Here is a 20,722-nt window from a genome sequence, read left to right as displayed (position 1 = left end):
GCCAGACACTACCATCGCGCGCATGACTGCTCAAGCTGACGCTGCCGCCGGCCCGCTGGCCGGCCTCAAGGTGCTCGAACTCGGGCAGCTGATCGCCGGCCCGTTCGCCGCGAAGACGCTGGCCGACTTCGGCGCCGACGTGATCAAGGTCGAGCCGCCCGCCGGCGGTGACCCGCTGCGCCAGTGGCGGCTGATGCACGCAGGCACCAGCGTCTGGTGGGAGGTGCAGTCGCGCAACAAGCGCAGCATCGCGCTCGACCTGAAGCAGCCCGAGGCGCGCGACATCGTGCGCCGGCTGGCCGCCGAATGCGATGTGCTGGTCGAAAACTTCAAGCCCGGCGTGATGGAGGGCTGGGGCCTGGGCTACGACGCGCTGTCGGCCACCAACCCCGGCCTCGTGATGCTGCGCATCAGCGGCTACGGCCAGACCGGGCCCTACAAGGACCGCCCCGGTTTCGGTGTCGTCGCCGAGGCGATGGGCGGCCTGCGCCACCTGACGGCCGAGCCCGGCCGCGTGCCGGTGCGGGTGGGCGTCAGCATCGGCGACACGCTGGCCTCGCTGCACGGCGTGATCGGCATCCTGATGGCGCTTCACCACCGGCATGCCAGCGTGTCGGCCGACGCGCCGAAGGGCCGCGGCCAGGTGATCGACGTCGCGCTGTACGAAGCCGTCTTCAACTGCATGGAAAGCCTGCTGCCCGAGTACAGCGCCTTCGGCGCCGTGCGAGAACCGGCGGGCTCGGCCCTGCCCGGCATCGCACCGAGCAACGCCTACCCCTGCCACGATGGCTGGGTGCTGGTGGCCGGCAACGGCGACAGCATCTTCAAGCGATTGATGGCGGCGATCGGCCGCGATGACCTGGGCAACGACCCGGCGCTGGCCGGCAACGCCGGGCGCGTCGCGCGGGTGGGCGAGATCGACGCGGCGATCGGTGCCTGGACTGCGCCGCGCGGCGTGGCCGAGGTGCTGGACGCGCTGCACGCCGCCCACGTCCCGGCCGGGCGCATCTACACCGCGCGCGACATCGCCGAAGACCCGCACTACCGCGACCGCGGCATGCTGCAGCGCGTCATCAGCGCGCAGGGGTTGTCGCTCGAAACCCCCGGCATCGTGCCGCGGCTCAGCGCGACGCCGGGCGCGATCCGCCGCCGCGCGCCGGCGCTGGGCGAGGACACCGAGGCGGTGCTGCGCGAGATCGGCGTCACGCCGGAGCAGCTGGCGGCGCTGCGCGAAAGAGGTGTCGTGTAGCGCATGTTGCGGCGCACCTGCAACACTTGACACCTTGGTGCCGGACCCCTGATGGTGTACATAGGCAGGGGTCGCACGAGGCGACCGCGAAGTCGCAGCCCACCGTTGTAAGAGCGTCTATGCAAGAGCGGCCCCACCGCAGCCCCGTCGTCCTGGTCCTGTCCTACCTCGTGGTGGGGGCCGGCTGGGTGCTCTTCTCCGAGCATGCGGCGCTCGCGCTCACCAACGACCCGCGCCAGCTGACGCTGGTGCACACGATCCAGGGCCTGATCTTCGTCGCGATGACGGGCTGCCTGTTGATCCTGCTGCTGCGTTCGCTGGCCACGCGCCACGGCAACGAAGACACCGTGCTGCACGAGATCGCCGTCAGCTACGAGCAGATGTTCCACGCCAATCCGCAGCCGATGTGGATCTACGACGCGCTGTCGCTGCGCTTCCTCGACGTCAACGGCGCGGCGGTGCTGCACTACGGCTGGTCGCGCGACGAATTCCTGCAGATGACGCTGGCCGACCTGCGCCCGCCCGAGGACATGCCGGCGCTGGAGGCCCAGCTGCGCACGGTGCGCGGCCCGGATGCCGCCGGCGTCACCTCGTCCGGGCCGTGGCGCCACCGGCGCAAGGACGGCGGCACCGTGCTCGCCCGCACCAGCGCGCACAGCCTGCAGTTCGGCGACCGCAGCGCGCGCCTGTGCCTGGTGACCGACATCACCGCGCAGCAGTCGCTGGCCACCGAGCGCGAGCAGATGATTGCCGCGCTGCAGCAGTCGCGCGAGTGGCTCGATGCCGCGATCGACGGCGGCCGCATCGGCCTGTGGGCGCGCGACCTGCGCACCGGCGTGCTGACGCTGGGCGGGCGCTGGGCCGACCTGCTGGGCACCACCGCGGCCGAGTTCAACACCCGCTTCGGCGAGATCGCGTCCGACAGCTTCGAGAAGCTGTGCCACCCCGACGACCTGCCGCACGCGGCCGAGCGCTTCCGTGCCTTCCTGCGCGACCCGAGCCAGCCCTACGCCGACGAATACCGGCTGCGCCACTCCGACGGCCACTGGGTGTGGATCCTGAGCCGCGGCCAGGTCGCCGAGCGCAGCTCCGAGGGCCGCATCCTGCGCATGGTCGGCAGCTTCGCCGACATCTCCGACGTCAAGTCGGCCCAGGCCGCGCGCGAGCAGCAGCGCGTCGCCGAGCAGGCCAACGAGATGAAGTCGCAGTTCCTCGCGCGCGTGAGCCACGAGCTGCGCACGCCGCTGAACGCGGTGCTGGGCTTCTCGCAGCTGCTGCAGCTGGACACCGCCACGCCGCTGTCGGCGCAGCAGCAGGAACGCGTTGCCCACATCGCCCTGGCTGGCCAGCACCTGCTGCGGCTGATCACCGACCTGATGGACCTGAGCAAGGTCGAGGTCGGCGCGATGGACATGCACAGCGTGCCGATCGACCTGAAGGCGCTGGCCGACGAGGCCGTCACGATGGTGGCCGCCGATGCCGCCGAGCGCCGCATCCAGATCGAGCGCGTGTTCGACGGCGACCTGCCGGCGGCGCAGGCCGATCCGCTGCGCCTGAAGCAGGCGGTGCTGAACCTGCTGTCCAACGCGATCAAGTACGGCGATGCCGGCGGGCGCATCCGCGTCGCGCTGCGCCGCAGCGGGCCCGAGGGCGTGCAGCTGTCGGTGTGGAACAGCGGGCCGGGCCTGAGCGCCGCCCAGCTGGAGCGCCTGTACGAGCCGTTCAACCGGCTGGGCCGCGACGGCGGCACCGAGCAGGGCAGCGGCATCGGCCTCGCGATCAGCCGCCAGCTGGTCGAAAGCATGGGCGGGCGCATCGAGGCGCACAGCGAGCCGGGCGCCTGGGCCGAGTTCACGTTGACGCTGCGCGCCGTGCCGTCGCCTACTCCGGTTCCCGCTTGAGGTCGCGAAACGCCGCGAACAGCCACGAGCGCATGCCCACCACCAGCGTGTAGGCACGGCGCTGGTCGGCCGGCAGCTTCTGGTCGGCCAGGTGCTGCTGCGCGAAATCCTGGCCCACGCGCTGCAGCCGCTCGACGAAGCTGGTCGCGAGGCTGGTGCCGATCTGCCCGTGCACCAGCATCATCATCTCGCCCTCGCCGTCGAAGCCACTGTTGAAGTAGTCGTCGGCCACGTGCTCGCGGAAGAAGGCCATCACCGGGCCGTTCGGGCGCCAGCGGAAGGTCTTGGCCACCTGAAGCCGGTAGCGGTTCATCGGGCGCAGCTCGATGATGCCCAGCCGGTCCAGCTGCAGCAGGTAGCGCACGCAGTCGGCCTCGTTGAAGGTGTAGGTGCCGATCATCTGTTCGTAGGTCCACTGGCTCATGCAGCAGATCGCCAGCAGCAGCAGGCGCCGGTCGGCCACCACCGCCTTTTCCTGTTCCAGCGTCAGCTCGCGGCGCAGCGGCTGCGCATCGGCGACCTGGCGCGCCAGCTCGGCGAAATCCATCTTCAGCACGCGCAGCACGTCGTCGATGCGCGACAGCGGCATGTCGCCCTTCGCGAAGATGCGCTTGATGCTGGATTCCGACATCTCCAATTCGTCGGCCAGCCGGGCGTAGGTGATGTCGGCGCGCTTCAGTTCGGCCTTCAGCGCCTGGATCAGGTCTTGGGTGGTGCTCATCTCGACCCTCAAAAAGTATCGCCAGACGATACCAGCTGGCCATGGCGCCGCAACCCCTCCTGGGAGGGATTGAACTCCGGGCCGGTACAAATGAACATCCGTCCCGTGTTCAACCCCATCGAGAGTTCCATGCAAGCCACCCTGATCCGCAAAGACACCAAGGCCTGGAAGGCCCAGGTCTGGATCTCGTTCGGTGCCGCCGCCACGCTGTGCGCGACCGGCCTCGCCTACCTGCCCGGCGAGGACATCCACCGGGCCTTCATGGTGATGGGCTACGTGTTCTGCCTCTCGACTGCCTTCGCGCTGGCCAAGTACATCCGCGACAACGAGCTGCGCAAGACCGACACCCCGATGTGGGGCCTGGTGGTGTGGGGCGGCTTCGCCCTCGCGATGGGCCTGACCGGCTGGGGCCTGTGGCGCATGGACGTCAACCCGACCTACAAGGCCTACCTGGGCGTGTGCTGGCTGTTCCTGATCTCGAGCGTGTTCACGCTGGCCAAGACGCTGCGCGACGCCCATGACGCGGCCCTGGCCGAAGCCCGCCGCGACGGCATGCGTGCCGCCCGCGACAGCAACGAGTGACCCCTCGCCTGGAGACGACCATGAAGCGATTTGTCCTGCCTGCCCTGCTCGCGGCCAGCCTGCTGGTCACCGGCGCCCCCGCGGTGCGGGCGCACCCGCCGAACGCCTCGGACGCCAGCGCGCTGTCGCTGCTGCCGATCGCGATCTCGGTGAGCGCGCCGGTGATGATCCTGTCGGCCGGTGCCGTCCTCAGCGTCGTCGCGGTCGAGGCCTCGGCCGAGGGCGCGGTCTGGGTGGTCGAGCGGGCCTCCGACGGCGCCCGGGCCAGCCTGCGCCTGTCGGGCCAGCTGGCCGGCGCGATGTCGGTCGCGGCCGGCACCACGGTGATGGTGGCGGCCATCAGCACCGGCTGGGTGCTGTCGGCGGCCGGCCAGGCGATCGCCTTCATCCCGAACGAGATCGGCAAGGCCCTGCTCTACAACGAGCGGGTCACGCTGTGAAGGCCGGTGCCGTGGCCGGCACGGCGGCGCTGCTGCTCGCCGCGGCGGCGCCGGCGCAGGCCGGCCGCTCGTGCGAGCGCAAGCTGCCCGACACCCGCAGCGTCGAGCGCGCGATGACGCTGGCCGAGCACACCGCGCAGCGCCTGGACGCGAGCGGCGCGCAGGTGGTGCTGCTGGCGCGTGTCGGCCAGGACCTGAGCGAGTACGGCCAGCGCTATTCGCACTTCGGCCTCGCCTACCGCGACGCGCCCGGCAGCCCGTGGCGCGTCGCGCACAAGCTGAACCAGTGCGGCACCGCGCAGGCCTCGGTGTACCGCCAGGGCCTGGGCGAGTTCTTCCTCGACGACCTGTTCGACTACGAAGCCGGCGTCGTCGTCCCGACGCCCGAGTTGCAGGCGGCGCTGCTGCCGGCGCTGCGCGACAACCGCCGCCTGGCGCGGCTGCACACGCCGGCTTACAACATGGTGGCCTACCCGTGGGCCCAGACCTACCAGCAGTCCAACCAGTGGGCGCTGGAGACGCTGGCGATGACGCAGGATCCGGCGATCGCCAACCGCGGCCAGGCCCAGGCCTGGCTGCGCGGCCACGGCTACGAGCCGACCACGCTGCACCTGTCCGCCTTCAAGCGCCTGGGGGCGCGCATGACGGCGGCCAACGTCGCGTTCGACGACCACCCGAACGCGAAGCGATTCACCGATCGCATCGAAACCGTCACGGTCGACTCGGTGTTCCGGTGGATGAACCGCAGCGGGCTGGGCAGTCCGGTCAGCGTTGTGCGGTAGATTGCCCGGCGGCGCCTTTCACAACAACCAGGAGACACCGTGGACCCCCACGCGCACCCCAACCAGTTCGCACTGCTGCGCCAGCGGCGCTTCGCGCCTTTCTTCTGGACGCAGTTCCTCGGCGCCGGCAACGACAACCTGTTCAAGTTCGCCTTCACCGTGCTCGTCACCTACAAGGTGCAGGTCGATTGGCTGTCGCCGCAGATGGCGGGCCTGGTGATCGGCGCGCTGTTCATCCTGCCCTTCCTGCTGTTCTCGGCCACCAGCGGCCAGCTGACCGACAAGTACGACAAGACGCGCGTGATCCAGCTCGTCAAGTCGCTCGAGATCGCGATCATGCTGCTGGCGGCCTGGGGCTTCTGGGTCACCAACGTGCCGGTGCTGCTGGTCTGCGTGTTCCTGATGGGGCTGCATTCCACGCTGTTCGGCCCGGTGAAGTTCGCCTACCTGCCGCAGCACCTGGGCGAGCGCGAACTGACCGGCGGCAACGGCATGGTCGAGATGGGCACCTTCGTCGCGATCCTGCTCGGCCAGGTGGCCGGCGGGCTGCTGGTGGGCATCCCCGAGGTCGGGCGCCACTACGTGGCGATCGGCTGCATCGCGGTGGCGCTGCTGGGCCGGCTGACGGCGCACTACGTGCCGCCGTCGCCGTCGACCGACCCGAACCTCAAGATCAACTGGAACCCGGTCACCGAGACCTGGCGCAACCTGAAACTCGCACACGAGAACGTCGCGGTGTTCCGCTCGCTGCTGGGCATCTCGTGGATGTGGTTCTTCGGCGCGGTGTTCCTGTCGCTGTTCCCGGCCTTCGCGAAAGAGGTGCTGCACGGCGACGAGCAGGTGGCTTCGCTGCTGCTGGTGGTGTTCTCCATCGGCATCGGCACCGGCTCGCTGCTGTGCGAGGTGCTGTCGCGTCGCCACGTCGAGATCGGCCTGGTGCCGCTGGGCGCGATCGGCATGAGCATCTTCGCGATCGACCTGTACTTCGCGTCGCATGCACTGCCGGGATCGGCCGGGCTCGGGCTGGCGGGCTTCGTCGCGATCGGCGCGCACTGGCGCGTGATGGCCGACCTGGCGCTGCTGAGCCTGTTCGCCGGGCTGTACAGCGTGCCGATGTACGCGATGATCCAGCTGCGCTCGCAGCCCAGCCACCGGGCCCGCATCATCGCCGCCAACAACATCCTGAACGCGCTGTTCATGATCGTCAGCGCGGTGCTGGTGGGGGCGGCGCTGAAGGCCGGCTTCACCATCCCGCAGGTGTTCCTGGCGGTCGGCGTGCTGAACGCGGTGGTCGCGTTCTACATCTTCCTGGTGGTGCCGGAGTACCTGCTGCGCTTCGTCGCGCTGGTCGCCACGCGCTGCATCTACCGCTTCAAGGTGCGCGGCGACGAGCACATCCCGCTGAAGGGCGCGGCGATCCTGGTGTGCAACCACGTCAGCTTCGTCGACGCGGTGCTGCTGATGGCCGCCAGCCCGCGGCCGATCGCCTTCATCATGGACCATCGCATCTTCAAGCTGCCGGTGCTGGGCTGGATGTTCAAGCTCGCCAAGGCGATCCCGATCGCGCCGCAGCGCGAGAACGCGGCCGTCTACGAGGCCGCCTTCGAGCGTGCCCGGGCGGTGCTGGCCGATGGCGAGCTGGTCTGCATCTTCCCGGAAGGCGCAATCACCAAGGACGGCGCGCTGGGCGAGTTCAAGGGCGGCGTGATGAAGCTGCTGGAGACGAACCCGGTGCCGGTGATCCCGCTCGCGCTGCAGAACCTGTGGGGCTCGTTCTTCTCGCGGGTGGAGCAGGGCGGGGCGATGGTCAAGCCGTTCCGGCGCGGCATGTTCACGCGCGTCGGGCTGGTGGCCGGGGTGCCGCTGGCGCCGGGGGCGGTGACGCCGGAAGGCTTGCGCACGCGGGTCGGGGAACTGTTGGCCAGCTGACCGGTCAGTCTTGCTGGAAGGGGCAGGTACGCCGATTGCCCCAAGGGTCTTGCATCCACCCGGCTCGCCTATACCTACACACCGCAATGAACCTTCCCAACCTGCCTTTCCTGGGCCGTCGCCACGCCGACTGGGATTTCCACTCGCTGTGGCCCTCGCTCCAACGCGCGCGGCACTGCATGCTGACCACCCGGCTGTCGTCGGGCGACCCGCATGCGGCCAAGGTGCGCATCTCGATGAGCTCGGCCGACGGCCCGCCGCACCTGTGGATCATGGTGCCGCGCGACAGCCGCATCGCGCTCGACATCGAGGTGGATCCCGGCGTCACGCTGTCCTTCGTCGATCCACGCACGCAGCGGCTTGTGCATCTGACAGGCCAGGTCGCGATGGTCGAGGCCCACCACAACCCGGTCTACCTGCACCCGAGCGTGCAGCATGAGCCGCAGCTGAACGTGGTCGAGGGTGAGCAGGATTTCGTGATGCTGCGGGTCGACATCCCGAGCGACCAGCGCCCGCGCGTCAACGCCGACGCCGACCGCGGGTTGCACAGCGATTTCGGCCTGTCGCGCCCGCAGGGCTTCAGCCCGTCGTCGCGCGAAGCGGCCTGATCGCCTGATCCTCAGCGCGCGGCTTCGATCGCGCGCGAGAAGGTCTTGCGCACCGTCGCCAGGTGGCGGCGCATCGCCTGCCGCGCGGCGGCCGGGTCGTGCGCCGCGATGGCCTGCAGCACCAGACGGTGATCGGCCACCGCCGCGGTGTGCAGCCCGGGCGTCGTGAACAGCGTTTCCATCCGCTCCTGCATCGGCGTGTAGCGCTGGTCCCACAGCGTCGTCACGATGAACAGCAGCGCCGCGTTGCCGCTGGCGCGCGCGATGCCCAGGTGGAAGGCGCGGTCGCCGTCGTGCAGCATCGGGCTGCGGGCGTGGTCCTGCACCATCTGGTCGAGCGTGCGCTGCAGGCCCTCGATGTCCTGCGCGGTCGCATGGCGGGCGGCCAGCGCCGCGGTTTCGGTCTCGACGACCAGGCGCGCTTCCAGCAGCTCCAGCGGGCCGACCGGCGGCTCGTCGTCACCGGGTGACACCTCGGGCGCGGCCGATGCGGCCTGCGGCGCCGACGTGTCCAGCACCTGCACCCCGGCACCGACCCGCACCGACACCCGGCCCTGCACTTCCAGCGCGATCAGCGCCTCGCGCACCGAGGCCCGGCTGACGCCCAGCTGCTCGGCCAGTTCGCGCTCCGGCGGCAGGTAGCTGCCGACGCCGAAGCGCCCGCTGTCGATCGATTCGCGCAGCACGCCGGCGATCTGCTGGTACAGGCGTTTGGTCTCGATCGGCGGAAGGCGCTGGCTCATGTGTCGATTTTCCCATCAGGGTCAACCCCGGTTGCCGCGGGCGGCCCGCGATCGCAACAATGGTCTATTGGTCAGGCCTTTATACCTTTCCGATCGACTCCCCGGAAGCCCGATGAACCCTGTTCCGCCCGCCACCGACCCCCGCCTGCTGCTGCTGAACCCGGCCGACAACTGCCTGGTCGCGTGCCGCGCGCTGCCGGCCGGCGAGCGCCTGCTGATCGACGGCCGGGCGGTGACGCTGCCGCGTCCGGTGGCGATGGCGCACAAGCTGGCGCGCCGCCCGCTGGCGGTGGGCGACAAGGTGCTGCGCTACGGCGCGGTGATCGGCAGCGTGCAGCGCCCGATCGCGATTGGCGAGCACATCCACACCGACAACCTGAAGAGCGATTACCTGCCCACCTACACGCTGCAGGACGGCGCCAAATATGTCTTCACCCAGCATGATTGACGCCCCGCTGAGCGGCTGGCCGCGCAGCGACGGCCGCAAGGGCATCCGCAACGTGGTCGCGGTGGCCTACCTGGTCGAGTGCGCGCATTTCGTCGCGCACGAAGTGACGCTGGCCTTCCGCGGCCAGCCGGTGCACCTGGTCGGCTTCCCCGGCTGCTACCCGAACGCCTATGCCGACAAGGTGATGCGCCGGTTGCTGACGCACCCGAACGTCGGCGCGGTGCTGCTGGTGTCGCTGGGCTGCGAGAGCTTCGACAAGCGCGGGCTCGAGGCCGAGGTTGCCGCCAGCGGCCGCCCCGTGCACACGCTGACGATCCAGGAGCGCGGCGGCACGCGCAAGACGCTGAACGAAGGCATCGAGTGGGTGCGCTGGGCGCTGGCCGAACTCGACGGCCAGGCGCGCGTGCCGATGCGCTGGGACGAGCTGGTGGTCGCCACCGTGTGCGGCGGCAGCGACGGCACCAGCGGCATCACCGCTAACCCCGCGGTCGGCCGCGCCTTCGACACGCTGATCGGGCGCGGCGCCGCCTGCATCTTCGAGGAGACCGGCGAGCTGGTCGGCTGCGAGTTCCACATGCAGCGCCGCGCCGCGACGCCCGAGCTGGGCGACGAGATCGTGCGCAGCGTGGCCAAGGCCGCGCGCTACTACGAGACGCTGGGCCATGGCAGCTTTGCGCCCGGCAATGCCGACGGCGGGCTGACGACGCAGGAAGAGAAGTCGCTCGGAGCCTATGCCAAGAGCGGCGATTCGCCGATCGCCGGCCTGATCAAGCCGGGCGACATCCCACCCACCGGCGGCCTGTACCTGCTCGACGTGGTGCCCGACGGCGAGGTGCGTTTCGGCTTCCCGAACATCTCGGACAACGCCGAGATCGTCGAGCTGATCGCCTGCGGCGCGCACCTGACGCTGTTCACCACCGGGCGCGGCTCGGTGGTCGGCTCGGCGCTGGCGCCGGTGGTGAAGGTCTGCGCCAACCCCGAGACCTACGAGCGGCTGGCCGAGGACATGGACGTCAACGCCGGCCGCATCCTGCACGGCGCGGCCACGCTGGACGAGGTGGGCGCCGAGATCGTGTCGCTGGTGCACGACGTCGCGCACGGCCGCGAGACCGCCAGCGAAGCGCTGGGCCACCGCGAGTTCATCCTGACCTACAAGGCCTTCGAACCGATCGGCCCGAGCTGCCTGCCGATCCAGCCCGTTGCCCTGCCGGGAGCCGCCCGATGAACAACACCCTGCCCACCCGCACCCTGCCCCGCACCCGCCACGTGCTGACCGCGCTGGGCATGGGCGGTGCCCCGCTCGGCAACATGTACGACGTGATCGGCGAGGCCACGTCGCGCGCCACCTTCGACGCGGCCTGGGCCAGCGGCATCCGCTTCTTCGATACCGCGCCGTTCTACGGCTACACGCTGTCGGAGCGGCGCTTCGGCGAGGCGCTGCGCGAGCACCCGCGTGACGAATGGGTGCTGAGCACCAAGGTCGGCCGGCTGCTGAAACCGCTGTCGCCGCATGCGGCGCCGCGCACGCTGCCCGCGGGCGAGACCGCGTGGCAGAACCCGCTGCCCTTCGAGGTGCAGTACGACTACACCGCCGGCGCGATCCGCCGCTCGATCGAGGACAGCCTGCAGCGCCTGGGCACCAACCGCATCGACATCGCGCTGGTGCACGACATCGGCCGCGTGACGCACGGCGAGCGCCACGCCTTCCACTGGCAGCAGTTGACGCAGGGCGGCGGGCTGCGCGAGATGGAGGCCTTGCGCCGCGAAGGCCTGATCGGCGCGATCGGGCTGGGCGTCAACGAATGGGAGATCGTGCGCGACACGATGGAGCAGGTCGACCTGGACTGCACGCTGCTGGCCGGCCGCTACACGCTGCTGGAGCAGCAATCGCTGCACCCCTTCCTGGACGACTGCGTGAAGCGCGGCGTCGGCATCGTGGTCGGCGGGCCGTTCAACTCCGGCATCCTGGCAGCGGGCCTGCGGCGCCCGAGCGGCACGCTGAAGTTCAACTACGCGGCGGCGCCGGCCGAGGTGATCGCGCGCGTGCAGCAGCTGCAGGCGGTGTGCGACGGCTTCGAGGTGCCGCTGGCGGCGGCGGCGCTGCAGTTTCCGCTCGGGCACCCGGCCGTGGTGTCGTGCGTGCCGGGCCCGCGCAATCCGGCGGAGCTGCAAGGCATCGTGAACTGGATGACGCTGCCGATCCCGGCCGCGCTGTGGACGGCACTGCGCGAGCAGGGCCTGATCGCCGCCGATGCGCCGGTGCCGGCCGGAGCCGGCCGATGACGGCGGCCTACCGCATCGATGCGCACCAGCATTTCTGGTCGGTCGGGCGCGGCGACTACGGCTGGCTGACACCGGCGCTGAAGCCGCTGTACCGTGACTTCGCGCCCGCCGACCTGCAGCCGCTGCTGGCGGCGCACGGCGTGCGTGGCACGGTGCTCGTCCAGGCCGCGCCGACGCTGGCCGAGACGCAGTGGCTGCTGCAGCTGGCTGCGCAGCACGACCTGGTGCGCGGCGTGGTGGGCTGGGTCGACATGACGGCACCCGATGCCGCCGCGACGATCGCGACGCTGGCCGCCAACCCGCTGATGAAGAGCGTGCGGCCGATGCTGCAGGATTTGCCGGATCCGGCATGGATCGCCACCGCGCCGATCGCCCCCGCGGTGCGCGCGCTGGCGCAGCACGGGTTGCGCTTCGATGCGCTGGTGAAGCCGCCGCACTTGCGCCCGCTGCTGGCCTTTGCCGAGCGCCACCCGGCCTTGCCGGTCGTCATCGACCACGCCGCCAAGCCCGACATCGCGAACGGCGGTTTTGCCGCCTGGCGCCAGGGCCTGTCGGACCTGGCACGCCTGCCGGCGCTGCACTGCAAGCTGTCCGGCCTGGCGACCGAGGCCGGCCCCGGCTGGACGGTGGCCACGTTGCGCCCGTATGTCGAGACGGTGCTGGAGCTGTTCGGCCCGCGCCGCGTGATCTGGGGCAGCGACTGGCCGGTGCTGAACCTGGCGGGCGACTACGCCGGCTGGGTGCAGGCCTGCGAGCAGCTGCTGGCGCCGCTGGATGCCGACGATCGCCACGCGGTGTGGGCCGGCAATGCCGAGCGCTTCTACCGGTTGGATTGAGTGAACCACAACAAGGATGGAGACAGCATGAACCGCAGATCGATTCCTTTCCTGGCCACGCTGGCCTGCACCGCCGCGCTGATGAGCCTGGCGGGCACGGCCGCTCACGCGCAGACCAAGGGCTATGCCGGCGTCACGCTCAACGTGATGACCTTCACCGGCCCGCAGATTGCCGAGCCGCTGCAGCGGCGCGGCAAGGAGTTCGAGGCCGCCACCGGCGCCAAGGTCAACGTGATCACGGTGCCGTACTCCGACCTGTACCAGAAGCTGCTGACCGACTGGTCGACCGGCACCAACTCGATCGACGCCGCGATCCTGGCGCCGCAGTGGATGCCCGACTACGTGAACTTCCTCGAGGACCTGAGCCCGCGCGTGAAGGCCGACGCCAGGCTGCGCGAGGACGACGTGGCGCCGTTCTTCCGCGAGTTCTCGCAGAAGTACGCCGGCAAGACCTACACCGTGACGCTGGACGGCGATTTCCACATCGCCTATTACCGCACCGACGTGCTGGCGAAGCTGGGCAAGAAGCCGCCGCAGACCTGGGACGAGTACCTCGACATCGCGAAGGCCGCGCACGGCAAGGACTTCGGCGACGGCAAGCCCATCGTCGGCTCGTGCATCGCGAAGAAGCGCAATGCGCAGTCGTTCTGGATGATCACCTCGGTGGCGGGTGCCTTCCTGCAGGCCAAGGGCACGAGCGAAGGCGCCTTCTTCGACCCGGCGACGATGAAGCCGCTGGTGAACAACGAGGCCTTTGCGCGGGCGCTGGAGATCTACAAGGAGACCGGCAAGTACGGCCCGCCGAACGAGATCAACATGGACGTGGGCGACACGCGCACGCTGTTCGTCAGCGGCGGCTGCGCGCTGACGGTGGACTGGGGCGACATCGGCCCGCTGGCGGTGGACCCGAAGGCCTCGAAGGTGGTCGACAAGGTGGGCGCGCTGATGCTGCCCGGCTCGACCAAGGTGCTCGACCGTGCCAGCGGCAAGCTGGTGGCCTGCGACAAGGCGCGCTGCCCGCATGCGGTGAATGGCGTGAACCGGGCGCCGTTCGCGGCCTTCGGCGGTTGGTCCGGGGCGGTGAACGCGAAGGCCAAGCCGCAGGCCAAGGACGCGGCGTATGCGCTGTTCTCGTACATGTCGCAACCGGAGCAGTCGAACGCCGACGTCACGGTGGGCGCGACCGGCTTCAACCCGTACCGGCTGAGCCAGTTCAAGGACATGGGGCCGTGGAAGAAGGCCGGCATGTCGGACCAGGCGGCCAAGGACTACCTGGGCGCGATCCAGGATTCGCTGAACTCGCCGAACATGGTGCTGGACCTGCGCATCCCGTTCAACCAGCGCTACCAGCAGGTGGCGCTGGACACCGCGATGGCGCGCTACCTGGCAGGCGAGCTGGACGTGAAGGGGACGATGAAGAACATCGAGGACACGTGGAACGAGCTGAACGATGAGCTCGGGAAAGCCAAGCAGCAGGCGGCCTACAAAGCCAGCATCGGCGCCAAATGACCCGTAGCCCGGATGCCAATCCGGGTTCGCTGCCGGCCGCGCCGCCCCGGATTGGCATCCGGGCTACGGAGTGGCTCGACCGGCAGGCGGGCACGGTGTTCATCGGACCCGCGGTGGTGGTGGTCTTGCTGTTCTCGGTCTTCCCGCTGCTCGCCTCTGCCTGGTTGTCGCTGACCCGCTTCTCGCTGCAATCCGGCGGCTACGAGCTGAGCTTCATCGGCGCGTCGAATTACCGCAAGCTGATCACCGGCTCGCAGCAGTTCCACCTGCTCGGTACGGCCGGTGAGTTGTCGGCCGGCGCGTGGATCGGCCTCGCGCTGGCCTTCGCGCTGCTCGCCTGGGCCTTGCTGCGCAGCCTGCGCCGCCGTGTCGGCTTTGCCGATGCGGTGCAGCAGGCGCCGCATGCCGCAGCCGCAACGCTGACGTTGGCTTGCGCGCTGGCGGCGGCGACGCTGGCACCGCTGGGCCCACTCGCCGCAGCGGCGCAAGAAGCGCGCGATGCGCTGGACTGGCCCTGGTTCGCCTGGCTGCTGCTGGGCCTGGTGCTGTTCGCGATCGCCGCGGTATCGGCGCGCCTGCTCGGTGCCCGCGCCACCCTCAGCGGCCTGGTGGGCCGTCAGCTGGCCGGCACCACCTGGCTGCTGATCGCGCTGATCGCCGCCGGCACCTCAGGTGCCCAACAAGGCTCGCTGCTGACGACGCTGTTCTATGTCGTCGGCGGCGTCTCGCTGCAATTCGCGATCGGCCTGGGCCTCGCATTGCTGTGCGCCCAACCGATCCGCGCGCGCAACTTCTTCCGGCTGTCCTTCTTCATCCCGCTGATGGTGACGCCGGTCGGCATCGCCTACATCTTCCGCATGCTGGCCGACATGGGCGTCGGGCCGTTCGCGCCGATCGCACGGGCGCTGGGCCTGGGGGCGGTGACCTGGGCGCAGAACGCCTGGTCGGCGCGCTGGGTGGTGCTGGTGGGCGACACCTGGCAGTGGGTGCCGTTCATCTTCATCGTGCTGCTCGCGGCCATCGAGGGCCAGCCGCGCGACCAGCTGGAAGCGGCGCAGCTCGATGGTGCGCCCGCGTGGCGCATCTTCCGCGACATCACCTGGCCGGCCATCGCGCCGACGGCCGCGGCGGTGGTGCTGATCCGCCTGATCGAGGCCTTCAAGATCGTCGACTTGCCGAACGTGCTGACCAACGGCGGCCCCGGCATCGCGACCGAGAGCATGACGCTGCACGCCTTCATCGACTGGCGTTCGCTGAACCTGGGCGGCTCGGCCGCGGTGGCGTACCTGCTGCTGCTGGTGTCGACGCTGATGGCGGTGAGCTTCTTCCACTTCGTCGTGCGGCCGGCGCGCGGGGAGGGGGCGCGATGAGGCCGTGGTTCGCGCGGTGGTTCGAATCGCAGCGCCTGGGCGAACTGGCCCCGCTGCCGCGTGCGCTGGTGTACGCCGCGCTGCTGGCATGGACCTTCATCGTCTTCTTCCCGCTGTACTGGGTGTTCGTCACCTCGTTCAAGGAGCCGCTGCAGGTGTCGGACGGGCCGGTGTTCCTGCCCTTCATCGACTTCCAGCCGTCGCTGCATGCGTGGCAGTACATCCTGGTGGAGACCGGCCGCGACACGCTGCGGCCCTACCTGAACTCGATGCTGATCGCGAGCCTGTCGACACTGCTGGCGGTGGGCATCGGCTCGATGGCGGCCTATGCGCTGACGCGCATCGTGTACCGGCCGAGCGTGGCCTCGGTGCTGTTGTTCATCGCGAGCGTCGCGCTGGTGGTGGTGCTGGTGATGGCGGCGGGCTTGTCGCTGGGCTGGGCGCTGCCGCTGGGCGCGATGCTGTTCGTGCTGGGGTTGCGGCCGCTGGCGCGGCGCCTCACGGCCAGGCTCGGCAACGACGACATCCTGTTCTGGATGATCTCGCAGCGCATCCTGCCGCCGGTGGTGTCGGCGATCCCGGTGTACGTGATGTTCCAGCAGGTGCACCTGCTGGACACGCAGCTGGCGCTGATCCTGACCTACATGACGGTGAACCTGCCGATCGTGGTGTGGCTGATGTACGACTTCTTCGACGGCATCCCGCGCGAGCTGGAGGAGAGCGCGGCGCTGGATGGCGCGTCGCGCTACCGCATCCTGTTCGACCTGATGCTGCCGCTGGCGCGGCCGGGGCTGGTGGCGACGACGCTGCTGGTGCTGATCCTGAGCTGGAACGAGTACCTGCTGGCGCTGTTCCTGTCGACCGCGAATGCGCAGACGATGCCGCTGCTGGTGGCGGCGCAGAACGCGACGCGCGGGCCGCAGTGGTGGACGATGAGCGTGCTGATTCTGTTGATGATCCTGCCGGTGGTCGTGATGACGCTGTTCTTGCAGAAGTTCATTGCCCGTGGCTTGCTCACGGGGGCAGTGAAAGGTTGAGGACCTGACAAGCGATGAACCATTCGGTGACCTTCGACCACCTGGGCAAGCGCTTCGGCGCGGTCGAGGTGCTGCGCGATTTCAACCTGCAGGTGGAGCCGGGCGAGTTCCTCGTGCTGCTGGGCGAATCGGGCTCGGGCAAGAGCACGGCGCTGCGCGTGTTTGCGGGGCTGGAGACGGCGAGTGCCGGGCGCATCCTGATCGGCGAGCGCGACGTGACGAACGTGCTGCCGAAGAACCGCGACGTGGCGATGGTGTTCCAGAGCTATGCGCTGTACCCGCACAAGACGGTGGCCGAGAACGTGGCCTATCCGCTGGACGTGCGCGGCGTGCCGAAGCCGCAGCAGCGCGAGCAGGTGATGGCGGTGGCGAAGCAGGTGCAGCTGGATGGCTTGCTGGACCGGTATCCGCGGCAGTTGTCGGGCGGGCAGCGGCAGCGCGTGGCGCTGGCGCGCGCGATGGTGCGGCGGCCGTCGGTGTTCCTGATGGACGAGCCGCTGTCGAACCTGGACGCGAAGCTGCGCGGGCACATGCGGGCGGAACTGAAGCATCTGCAGCAGCAGCTGGGCATCACGACGCTGTACGTCACGCACGACCAGATCGAGGCGATGACGCTGGCGCACCGGGTGGCGCTGCTGGACAAGGGCGTGCTGCAGCAACTGGACACGCCGGCGCGGATCTACAACGATCCGGCGAATTTGTTTGTCGCGGGGTTCATCGGGTCGCCCCCGATGAACTTCTTGCGCGGGGCCTTGTCGGGCGGGTGGCTGGAGGGGGACGGCTTCAGGGTGCCGACGCCGGTGACGGCGAGCCTGCCCGATGCGGTGCTGGGGATCCGGCCGGAGGATTGCCGGATCGCGGAATCAGGTGCGTTGCAGGGGGAGATCTACGCGGTCGAATTGATCGGGGATCACACGCTGGTGACGCTGCATGTGGGCGCGAGCAAGGTGACCGTGAAGAGCGGGAAGGACTTTGATGCGGCGATCGGCAAGCGGGTGAGCGTGGCGTTTGATCCGGGGGCGGCGTTCGTGTTCGACGGGGGGAGTGGAGCGCGGGTGAGGGGGTAGTGGCCGCGCCAAGGAGTTCAGGTTTGCGTCGTGCCCGCCTGTGACTCGGTAGCCGGCACGGCGATGCCCAGGGCCAAGGCCGTGCTCAGGAACCACAGGATCTCGAAGGCCGAGAGCCGGCCTGCCGCGGCCGCTTCGCCAACGCCCATGGCGCGCTGCGTCCAGGCGGCCACCAGCCGCGGCGTGCTCGGGCGCGCGAGCGCCGCAGGCTCGGGCGGGCGTGTGAGCTGGTAGCGGCCATTGATGGTGCGGGGCGAGACGCCCTGGTCGATGAGGACGTGCGTCAGACCCCACAGCAAGGTCGACAGCCGCAAGGTGTGGGTCGCACCCGGCCACGAAACGGCGTCGGGCGCGCGTTGCGGGTCGGCTACATGCAACGGTCGCGCCAGCAGCTCGGCCTGCGGCAGCGAGCTCGTGATTTCACCCGTGCGGAAGTCGACGACCAGGGCATGCCCGTCACCCACGCCGAACAGCGTTCGTCGACGCTCGCCGGCGAGCAGTGCCCCGACCAGCAGGTCCCGCAATGCGTGCAGCGCCATGCGGGCATGCTCGCGCTGCACGGCGCCGCGCGCCAGCTCGTACAGCGCTGCGGCGGCCTCGAGCACATCGGCCATCTCGCTGACTCGCAGCGGCGAGGCCACCGACAGGCCACGCGGCGAGTCGGCCGGCGTCGCGCCGCGTGGCGTGAGCCGAACCAGCACCCGCGGTGGCGAGACGTACTGCGACCAGTCGTGCGGCACGAAGAGCGTGGTGCAGGCGGTGGCGTCTTCCACCCAGCGCAGGCGCAGGCCAGCCTGGCCGTCGAGCATGCGCGTCATGGAGACCAGCACAGCACGATCGCGCGCATCGAGGCCCAGTGCGGCGATGTCGAGCGCACGCCCCGGCGGCGATGCGCTCGCAGAGGAGGGGCCGGCAGCAGCGGGGCCGAGGGGGTCGGATGGTTCTGGCATCGGGCGGGTCGACTGCTCGCAGAGTGCGTCGACGGCCAGTCTAGCGACTCGCCTGATGTTCTGCGCTCAAGATTTCCAGAGCGCCTGCGCCAGCCGCTCGTCCAATGTCGCACGTTCAACGACACTGCACGCTCCGGAAAGCGGCTGCTCAACGTTGAACATCAGCGGCGGCTGGCAGCGTGCGAAGCACGCAGGAAGACGCCCACTTGATGGAATGGTTGGAGTGCTGGTGGCATGCGACCTCGTTGATGCGGCGCAGGCTGACTCGCGGTGTGCTCTCATGCGTTGCCTCCCTGCCATTGCGCTGGCCCGTTGTACCAACTGCCTTCGATCGGGCGAGCGCGAAAGCCGCAGAAGAAGAATGAACTCTCAGGCTCCCCTTGCCAACCACTGCTGCAAGCCTCGACCAGCGCCTCGCAGGCAGTGATCTCGGACTCGGAGTCGTGGGCATATAGAACCACTCTCCCGCCGACAAGCGATGCCAGGAGAGGCACATCCTCTCGATTGAACGAGTAGAAACAGTTGTCGTGCGACTCATCGCTCAGGCCGAAGGCATTGAAGTCGCACTCAATACGCTGCAGCGCCAGATTCAAAGGTTGGCCCTGTGGCATGGTGCTGCGAGTGTTCTAACGTTTGATTTAAGCGGCGGGACAAGGGTGCAGCCCTTGGCAAATCCGCTTGAAGGAAGGGTTAGGCGACGGTGATCCAACGAATCTAGCCTTCATATGTTTCGCCCCATGCAATGCTTGGAATGAACTCAACGAATTTTTCCCGATCGGATTGTTCGGCAAAGCACCACTCATTGAAGCCGAAGTCATAGGCTGTTTTGGCCAGCCAGTGCGTCAGCCACTTGCCTTCGTGGGCATGCCCTGCCCCCTGCTGACAAGCAGGGTACTCCGACGCGTACTGCAGGCACTCGCCATTGGCTGGTCCGAACTGCTGCCAGCACCACCGAATGGCAAAGTCCATCTGGGGGTACGCGAGCTGAAGTACCACCTCGTATGGAAATGCCGCCAGGCGGTCTCCCCGTTCCTCGATCGCAGTGGAGCGAGCCTCTGCGGAGCCAGACTCGTCGTCGGGGAAGACCTCTTCGAGAAAGGCTTCGAAGCTGACTTGCATTTCAGATTGATTTGCCATTTGAGAAGAACCGGACGGAGGCCGAGCCGCCTAGCGTTCGACGTAATGGGCTGGCCACAGGCCAGTCCCATTGAAAGAAGGGGTTAGGCATCATTGTGGGAATTTCGGAGCTGAGAAGAGTCGGCACTTTGCGGCAGCAGAAGATGCGCAGCAATGGCAACGGCGATACCGGCCGACACGGCTACGAGCGTTGTTCGAAATGGAGCTGTATTGACGAAGAGCACCAATGGAAGAAGCGCGCCGATGGAAAAAGTTATCCACGGCCGCAATAAATTGAACTTGCGAAGCAGCAAGTAGATCGGTAGCCCCACGAGTGCCATGCCTAGGTACGAAGCTGGAACGACGAGGGCAATAGCAAAGAAGAGGCCCCAAAAGAGGTCCGACACTGCGCCGGCATCTGAACTGCCCAGCCCTGACAGGACCACAGCCGGAATACTTGCAAGAGGAGCCAGCAACAGGGCTCGCCAAGGCAATGAGTTCGCATTCATGATGCCTGACGTACGACATGAGAGGCGGCGCCCGGCTTGCCGGGTGACATCCATCTCGATGGAAGTGTTAGGCGCCCGTTTCAAGGAGCGCCTGATCAAACCAGACATCCTCATACGCCGGAGCAAGAAGAACACGCCAGCCTGGCGCGAGGGCGAGATAGGGAAGCAGTCCCGGAGCATACTCGTTCAGGTGCGCTACGCACGCAGAAGCAAAGAACGCTGGATCTGTGGAGAACTCTTCCCCACCCCACACGTACCACCCGCAAGTCGAGCCTTCAGCTCTGTGACGAAGCGCGTTCAGGGGTTGTAGGTGAAGAGTGGACAACGCGATGCCAAGCCTTTCATGAGGGGCGGGCGCAGCTATCGCGGAGTTGAAGCGAGCGCAGATCGCAGCTTGATCTGAAGCGGCGGTTGACATGGATGTAGGCAGGTCGCGCTGGCTGTGCTGCAACGAATGGTTGAACTTCACTTCGGCCACCCTGCCTCGACGCGCTCACGAACTGTTCCTTTGGCAAAGAATCCGCCGTCCCAAAGTTCAAACTCAACTCCTGGTTGGACCACCTCACTGAATCGCACCGAGTTCCGAGGAGGCTCCTTCGATTGAGAGAATGGAGCAATGAGGAAGTCCACGAAGTTTTCACC

At 68.6% G+C, this 20,722-nt stretch carries 22 protein-coding genes; 15 read left to right on the top strand and 7 right to left on the bottom strand.

Annotation, left to right across the window (positions count from 1 at the left end; genetic code table 11):
• The first annotated feature begins 22 nt into the window (after nt 1-22).
• The gene (locus AC1DYN_RS10980) at nt 23-1,249 is read left to right on the top strand and encodes a CaiB/BaiF CoA transferase family protein (RefSeq protein WP_477959271.1); all 1,227 of its coding nucleotides are present in this window, start codon (nt 23-25) and stop codon (nt 1,247-1,249) included.
• A 119-nt stretch (nt 1,250-1,368) separates the two neighbouring features.
• Nucleotides 1,369-3,150, top strand: a complete 1,782-nt coding sequence (locus AC1DYN_RS10975) for a sensor histidine kinase (RefSeq protein WP_477959269.1) — start codon at nt 1,369-1,371, stop codon at nt 3,148-3,150.
• Here the strand turns inward: AC1DYN_RS10975 and AC1DYN_RS10970 are convergent.
• Nucleotides 3,131-3,871, bottom strand: a complete 741-nt coding sequence (locus AC1DYN_RS10970) for a helix-turn-helix domain-containing protein (protein WP_477959265.1) — start codon at nt 3,869-3,871, stop codon at nt 3,131-3,133. The two genes, AC1DYN_RS10975 and AC1DYN_RS10970, sit on opposite strands and share 20 nt — an antisense overlap.
• 129 nt (nt 3,872-4,000) lie before the next feature.
• Between AC1DYN_RS10970 and AC1DYN_RS10965 the strand changes: the two genes are divergently transcribed.
• The 5 genes from AC1DYN_RS10965 to AC1DYN_RS10945 all read left to right on the top strand — a co-directional run bounded on the left by AC1DYN_RS10965 (nt 4,001) and on the right by AC1DYN_RS10945 (nt 8,212).
• On the top strand, nt 4,001-4,453 hold the full coding sequence (locus AC1DYN_RS10965) for a YiaA/YiaB family inner membrane protein (RefSeq protein ID WP_477959263.1): 453 nt from the start codon (nt 4,001-4,003) through the stop codon (nt 4,451-4,453).
• Nucleotides 4,454-4,473: 20 nt separating this feature from the next.
• The gene (locus tag AC1DYN_RS10960) at nt 4,474-4,893 is read left to right on the top strand and encodes a hypothetical protein (RefSeq protein ID WP_477959261.1); all 420 of its coding nucleotides are present in this window, start codon (nt 4,474-4,476) and stop codon (nt 4,891-4,893) included.
• Nucleotides 4,890-5,675 carry a DUF2145 domain-containing protein gene (locus AC1DYN_RS10955; protein WP_477959260.1) on the top strand — a complete coding sequence of 262 codons (786 nt, stop codon included), beginning with the start codon at nt 4,890-4,892 and terminating at the stop codon, nt 5,673-5,675. The genes AC1DYN_RS10960 and AC1DYN_RS10955 overlap by 4 nt, the downstream gene beginning before the upstream one ends.
• 39 nt (nt 5,676-5,714) lie before the next feature.
• Nucleotides 5,715-7,604: an MFS transporter gene (locus AC1DYN_RS10950; RefSeq protein WP_477959258.1), complete on the top strand. Its 1,890-nt coding sequence runs from the start codon at nt 5,715-5,717 to the stop codon at nt 7,602-7,604.
• 86 nt (nt 7,605-7,690) lie between these two features.
• The gene (locus AC1DYN_RS10945; protein WP_477959256.1) at nt 7,691-8,212 is read left to right on the top strand and encodes a pyridoxamine 5'-phosphate oxidase family protein; all 522 of its coding nucleotides are present in this window, start codon (nt 7,691-7,693) and stop codon (nt 8,210-8,212) included.
• Between the two features lie 11 nt (nt 8,213-8,223).
• On the opposite strand, the gene AC1DYN_RS10940 is transcribed toward AC1DYN_RS10945, so the two are convergent.
• The gene (locus AC1DYN_RS10940; RefSeq protein WP_477959254.1) at nt 8,224-8,955 is read right to left on the bottom strand and encodes a FadR/GntR family transcriptional regulator; all 732 of its coding nucleotides are present in this window, start codon (nt 8,953-8,955) and stop codon (nt 8,224-8,226) included.
• A gap of 112 nt (nt 8,956-9,067) precedes the next feature.
• Between AC1DYN_RS10940 and AC1DYN_RS10935 the strand changes: the two genes are divergently transcribed.
• From AC1DYN_RS10935 to AC1DYN_RS10900, 8 genes are read left to right on the top strand one after another with little or no spacing between them, the layout of a single operon-like run.
• Nucleotides 9,068-9,403 carry a UxaA family hydrolase gene (locus AC1DYN_RS10935; protein WP_477959252.1) on the top strand — a complete coding sequence of 112 codons (336 nt, stop codon included), beginning with the start codon at nt 9,068-9,070 and terminating at the stop codon, nt 9,401-9,403.
• Entirely contained in the window at nt 9,396-10,628 is a 1,233-nt protein-coding gene (locus AC1DYN_RS10930; RefSeq protein ID WP_477959250.1) for a UxaA family hydrolase, read from the top strand. The genes AC1DYN_RS10935 and AC1DYN_RS10930 overlap by 8 nt, the downstream gene beginning before the upstream one ends.
• A complete protein-coding gene (locus AC1DYN_RS10925; RefSeq protein ID WP_477959248.1) occupies nt 10,625-11,686 on the top strand; it encodes an aldo/keto reductase in 1,062 nt (353 codons plus the stop codon). The genes AC1DYN_RS10930 and AC1DYN_RS10925 overlap by 4 nt, the downstream gene beginning before the upstream one ends.
• Complete coding sequence (locus tag AC1DYN_RS10920) at nt 11,683-12,522, top strand: amidohydrolase family protein (RefSeq protein WP_477959246.1); 840 nt, start codon at nt 11,683-11,685, stop codon at nt 12,520-12,522. The genes AC1DYN_RS10925 and AC1DYN_RS10920 overlap by 4 nt, the downstream gene beginning before the upstream one ends.
• Nucleotides 12,523-12,549: 27 nt before the next feature.
• A complete protein-coding gene (locus tag AC1DYN_RS10915; RefSeq protein WP_477959244.1) occupies nt 12,550-14,031 on the top strand; it encodes an ABC transporter substrate-binding protein in 1,482 nt (493 codons plus the stop codon).
• A complete protein-coding gene (locus AC1DYN_RS10910; protein ID WP_477959242.1) occupies nt 14,028-15,401 on the top strand; it encodes a carbohydrate ABC transporter permease in 1,374 nt (457 codons plus the stop codon). The genes AC1DYN_RS10915 and AC1DYN_RS10910 overlap by 4 nt, the downstream gene beginning before the upstream one ends.
• Nucleotides 15,398-16,438 carry a carbohydrate ABC transporter permease gene (locus AC1DYN_RS10905; RefSeq protein ID WP_477959240.1) on the top strand — a complete coding sequence of 347 codons (1,041 nt, stop codon included), beginning with the start codon at nt 15,398-15,400 and terminating at the stop codon, nt 16,436-16,438. Before AC1DYN_RS10910 ends, AC1DYN_RS10905 begins: the two co-directional genes overlap by 4 nt.
• A gap of 14 nt (nt 16,439-16,452) precedes the next feature.
• Nucleotides 16,453-17,505: an ABC transporter ATP-binding protein gene (locus tag AC1DYN_RS10900; RefSeq protein WP_477959238.1), complete on the top strand. Its 1,053-nt coding sequence runs from the start codon at nt 16,453-16,455 to the stop codon at nt 17,503-17,505.
• Between the two features lie 17 nt (nt 17,506-17,522).
• On the opposite strand, the gene AC1DYN_RS10895 is transcribed toward AC1DYN_RS10900, so the two are convergent.
• From AC1DYN_RS10895 to AC1DYN_RS10875, 5 genes are all read right to left on the bottom strand, one after another.
• The gene (locus AC1DYN_RS10895; RefSeq protein WP_477959236.1) at nt 17,523-18,455 is read right to left on the bottom strand and encodes a hypothetical protein; all 933 of its coding nucleotides are present in this window, start codon (nt 18,453-18,455) and stop codon (nt 17,523-17,525) included.
• 278 nt (nt 18,456-18,733) lie between these two features.
• Entirely contained in the window at nt 18,734-19,048 is a 315-nt protein-coding gene (locus AC1DYN_RS10890) for a hypothetical protein (RefSeq protein WP_477959234.1), read from the bottom strand.
• A 121-nt stretch (nt 19,049-19,169) separates the two neighbouring features.
• A complete protein-coding gene (locus AC1DYN_RS10885) occupies nt 19,170-19,574 on the bottom strand; it encodes a hypothetical protein (protein ID WP_477959232.1) in 405 nt (134 codons plus the stop codon).
• A 101-nt stretch (nt 19,575-19,675) separates the two neighbouring features.
• On the bottom strand, nt 19,676-20,080 hold the full coding sequence (locus AC1DYN_RS10880) for a hypothetical protein (protein ID WP_477959230.1): 405 nt from the start codon (nt 20,078-20,080) through the stop codon (nt 19,676-19,678).
• Between the two features lie 67 nt (nt 20,081-20,147).
• Nucleotides 20,148-20,498 carry an immunity protein Imm33 domain-containing protein gene (locus AC1DYN_RS10875; RefSeq protein WP_477959360.1) on the bottom strand — a complete coding sequence of 117 codons (351 nt, stop codon included), beginning with the start codon at nt 20,496-20,498 and terminating at the stop codon, nt 20,148-20,150.
• Nucleotides 20,499-20,722 lie beyond the last annotated feature (224 nt).

Source organism: Rhizobacter sp. P2_D12, from assembly GCF_056404395.1.
Note: the sequence above shows the minus strand (reverse complement) of the source record. Positions and strands in the feature narration are given on the sequence as shown.

Coding starts and splice junctions, on each gene's coding strand:
- AC1DYN_RS10980 (WP_477959271.1), top strand. CDS start 23: ATGACTGCTCAAGCTGACGCTGCCGCCGGCCCGCTGGCCGGCCTCAAG.
- AC1DYN_RS10975 (WP_477959269.1), top strand. CDS start 1,369: ATGCAAGAGCGGCCCCACCGCAGCCCCGTCGTCCTGGTCCTGTCCTAC.
- AC1DYN_RS10970 (WP_477959265.1), bottom strand. CDS start 3,871: ATGAGCACCACCCAAGACCTGATCCAGGCGCTGAAGGCCGAACTGAAG.
- AC1DYN_RS10965 (WP_477959263.1), top strand. CDS start 4,001: ATGCAAGCCACCCTGATCCGCAAAGACACCAAGGCCTGGAAGGCCCAG.
- AC1DYN_RS10960 (WP_477959261.1), top strand. CDS start 4,474: ATGAAGCGATTTGTCCTGCCTGCCCTGCTCGCGGCCAGCCTGCTGGTC.
- AC1DYN_RS10945 (WP_477959256.1), top strand. CDS start 7,691: ATGAACCTTCCCAACCTGCCTTTCCTGGGCCGTCGCCACGCCGACTGG.
- AC1DYN_RS10940 (WP_477959254.1), bottom strand. CDS start 8,955: ATGAGCCAGCGCCTTCCGCCGATCGAGACCAAACGCCTGTACCAGCAG.
- AC1DYN_RS10935 (WP_477959252.1), top strand. CDS start 9,068: ATGAACCCTGTTCCGCCCGCCACCGACCCCCGCCTGCTGCTGCTGAAC.
- AC1DYN_RS10930 (WP_477959250.1), top strand. CDS start 9,396: ATGATTGACGCCCCGCTGAGCGGCTGGCCGCGCAGCGACGGCCGCAAG.
- AC1DYN_RS10925 (WP_477959248.1), top strand. CDS start 10,625: ATGAACAACACCCTGCCCACCCGCACCCTGCCCCGCACCCGCCACGTG.
- AC1DYN_RS10920 (WP_477959246.1), top strand. CDS start 11,683: ATGACGGCGGCCTACCGCATCGATGCGCACCAGCATTTCTGGTCGGTC.
- AC1DYN_RS10915 (WP_477959244.1), top strand. CDS start 12,550: ATGAACCGCAGATCGATTCCTTTCCTGGCCACGCTGGCCTGCACCGCC.
- AC1DYN_RS10910 (WP_477959242.1), top strand. CDS start 14,028: ATGACCCGTAGCCCGGATGCCAATCCGGGTTCGCTGCCGGCCGCGCCG.
- AC1DYN_RS10905 (WP_477959240.1), top strand. CDS start 15,398: ATGAGGCCGTGGTTCGCGCGGTGGTTCGAATCGCAGCGCCTGGGCGAA.
- AC1DYN_RS10900 (WP_477959238.1), top strand. CDS start 16,453: ATGAACCATTCGGTGACCTTCGACCACCTGGGCAAGCGCTTCGGCGCG.
- AC1DYN_RS10895 (WP_477959236.1), bottom strand. CDS start 18,455: ATGCCAGAACCATCCGACCCCCTCGGCCCCGCTGCTGCCGGCCCCTCC.
- AC1DYN_RS10885 (WP_477959232.1), bottom strand. CDS start 19,574: ATGCAAGTCAGCTTCGAAGCCTTTCTCGAAGAGGTCTTCCCCGACGAC.
- AC1DYN_RS10880 (WP_477959230.1), bottom strand. CDS start 20,080: ATGAATGCGAACTCATTGCCTTGGCGAGCCCTGTTGCTGGCTCCTCTT.
- AC1DYN_RS10875 (WP_477959360.1), bottom strand. CDS start 20,498: ATGTCAACCGCCGCTTCAGATCAAGCTGCGATCTGCGCTCGCTTCAAC.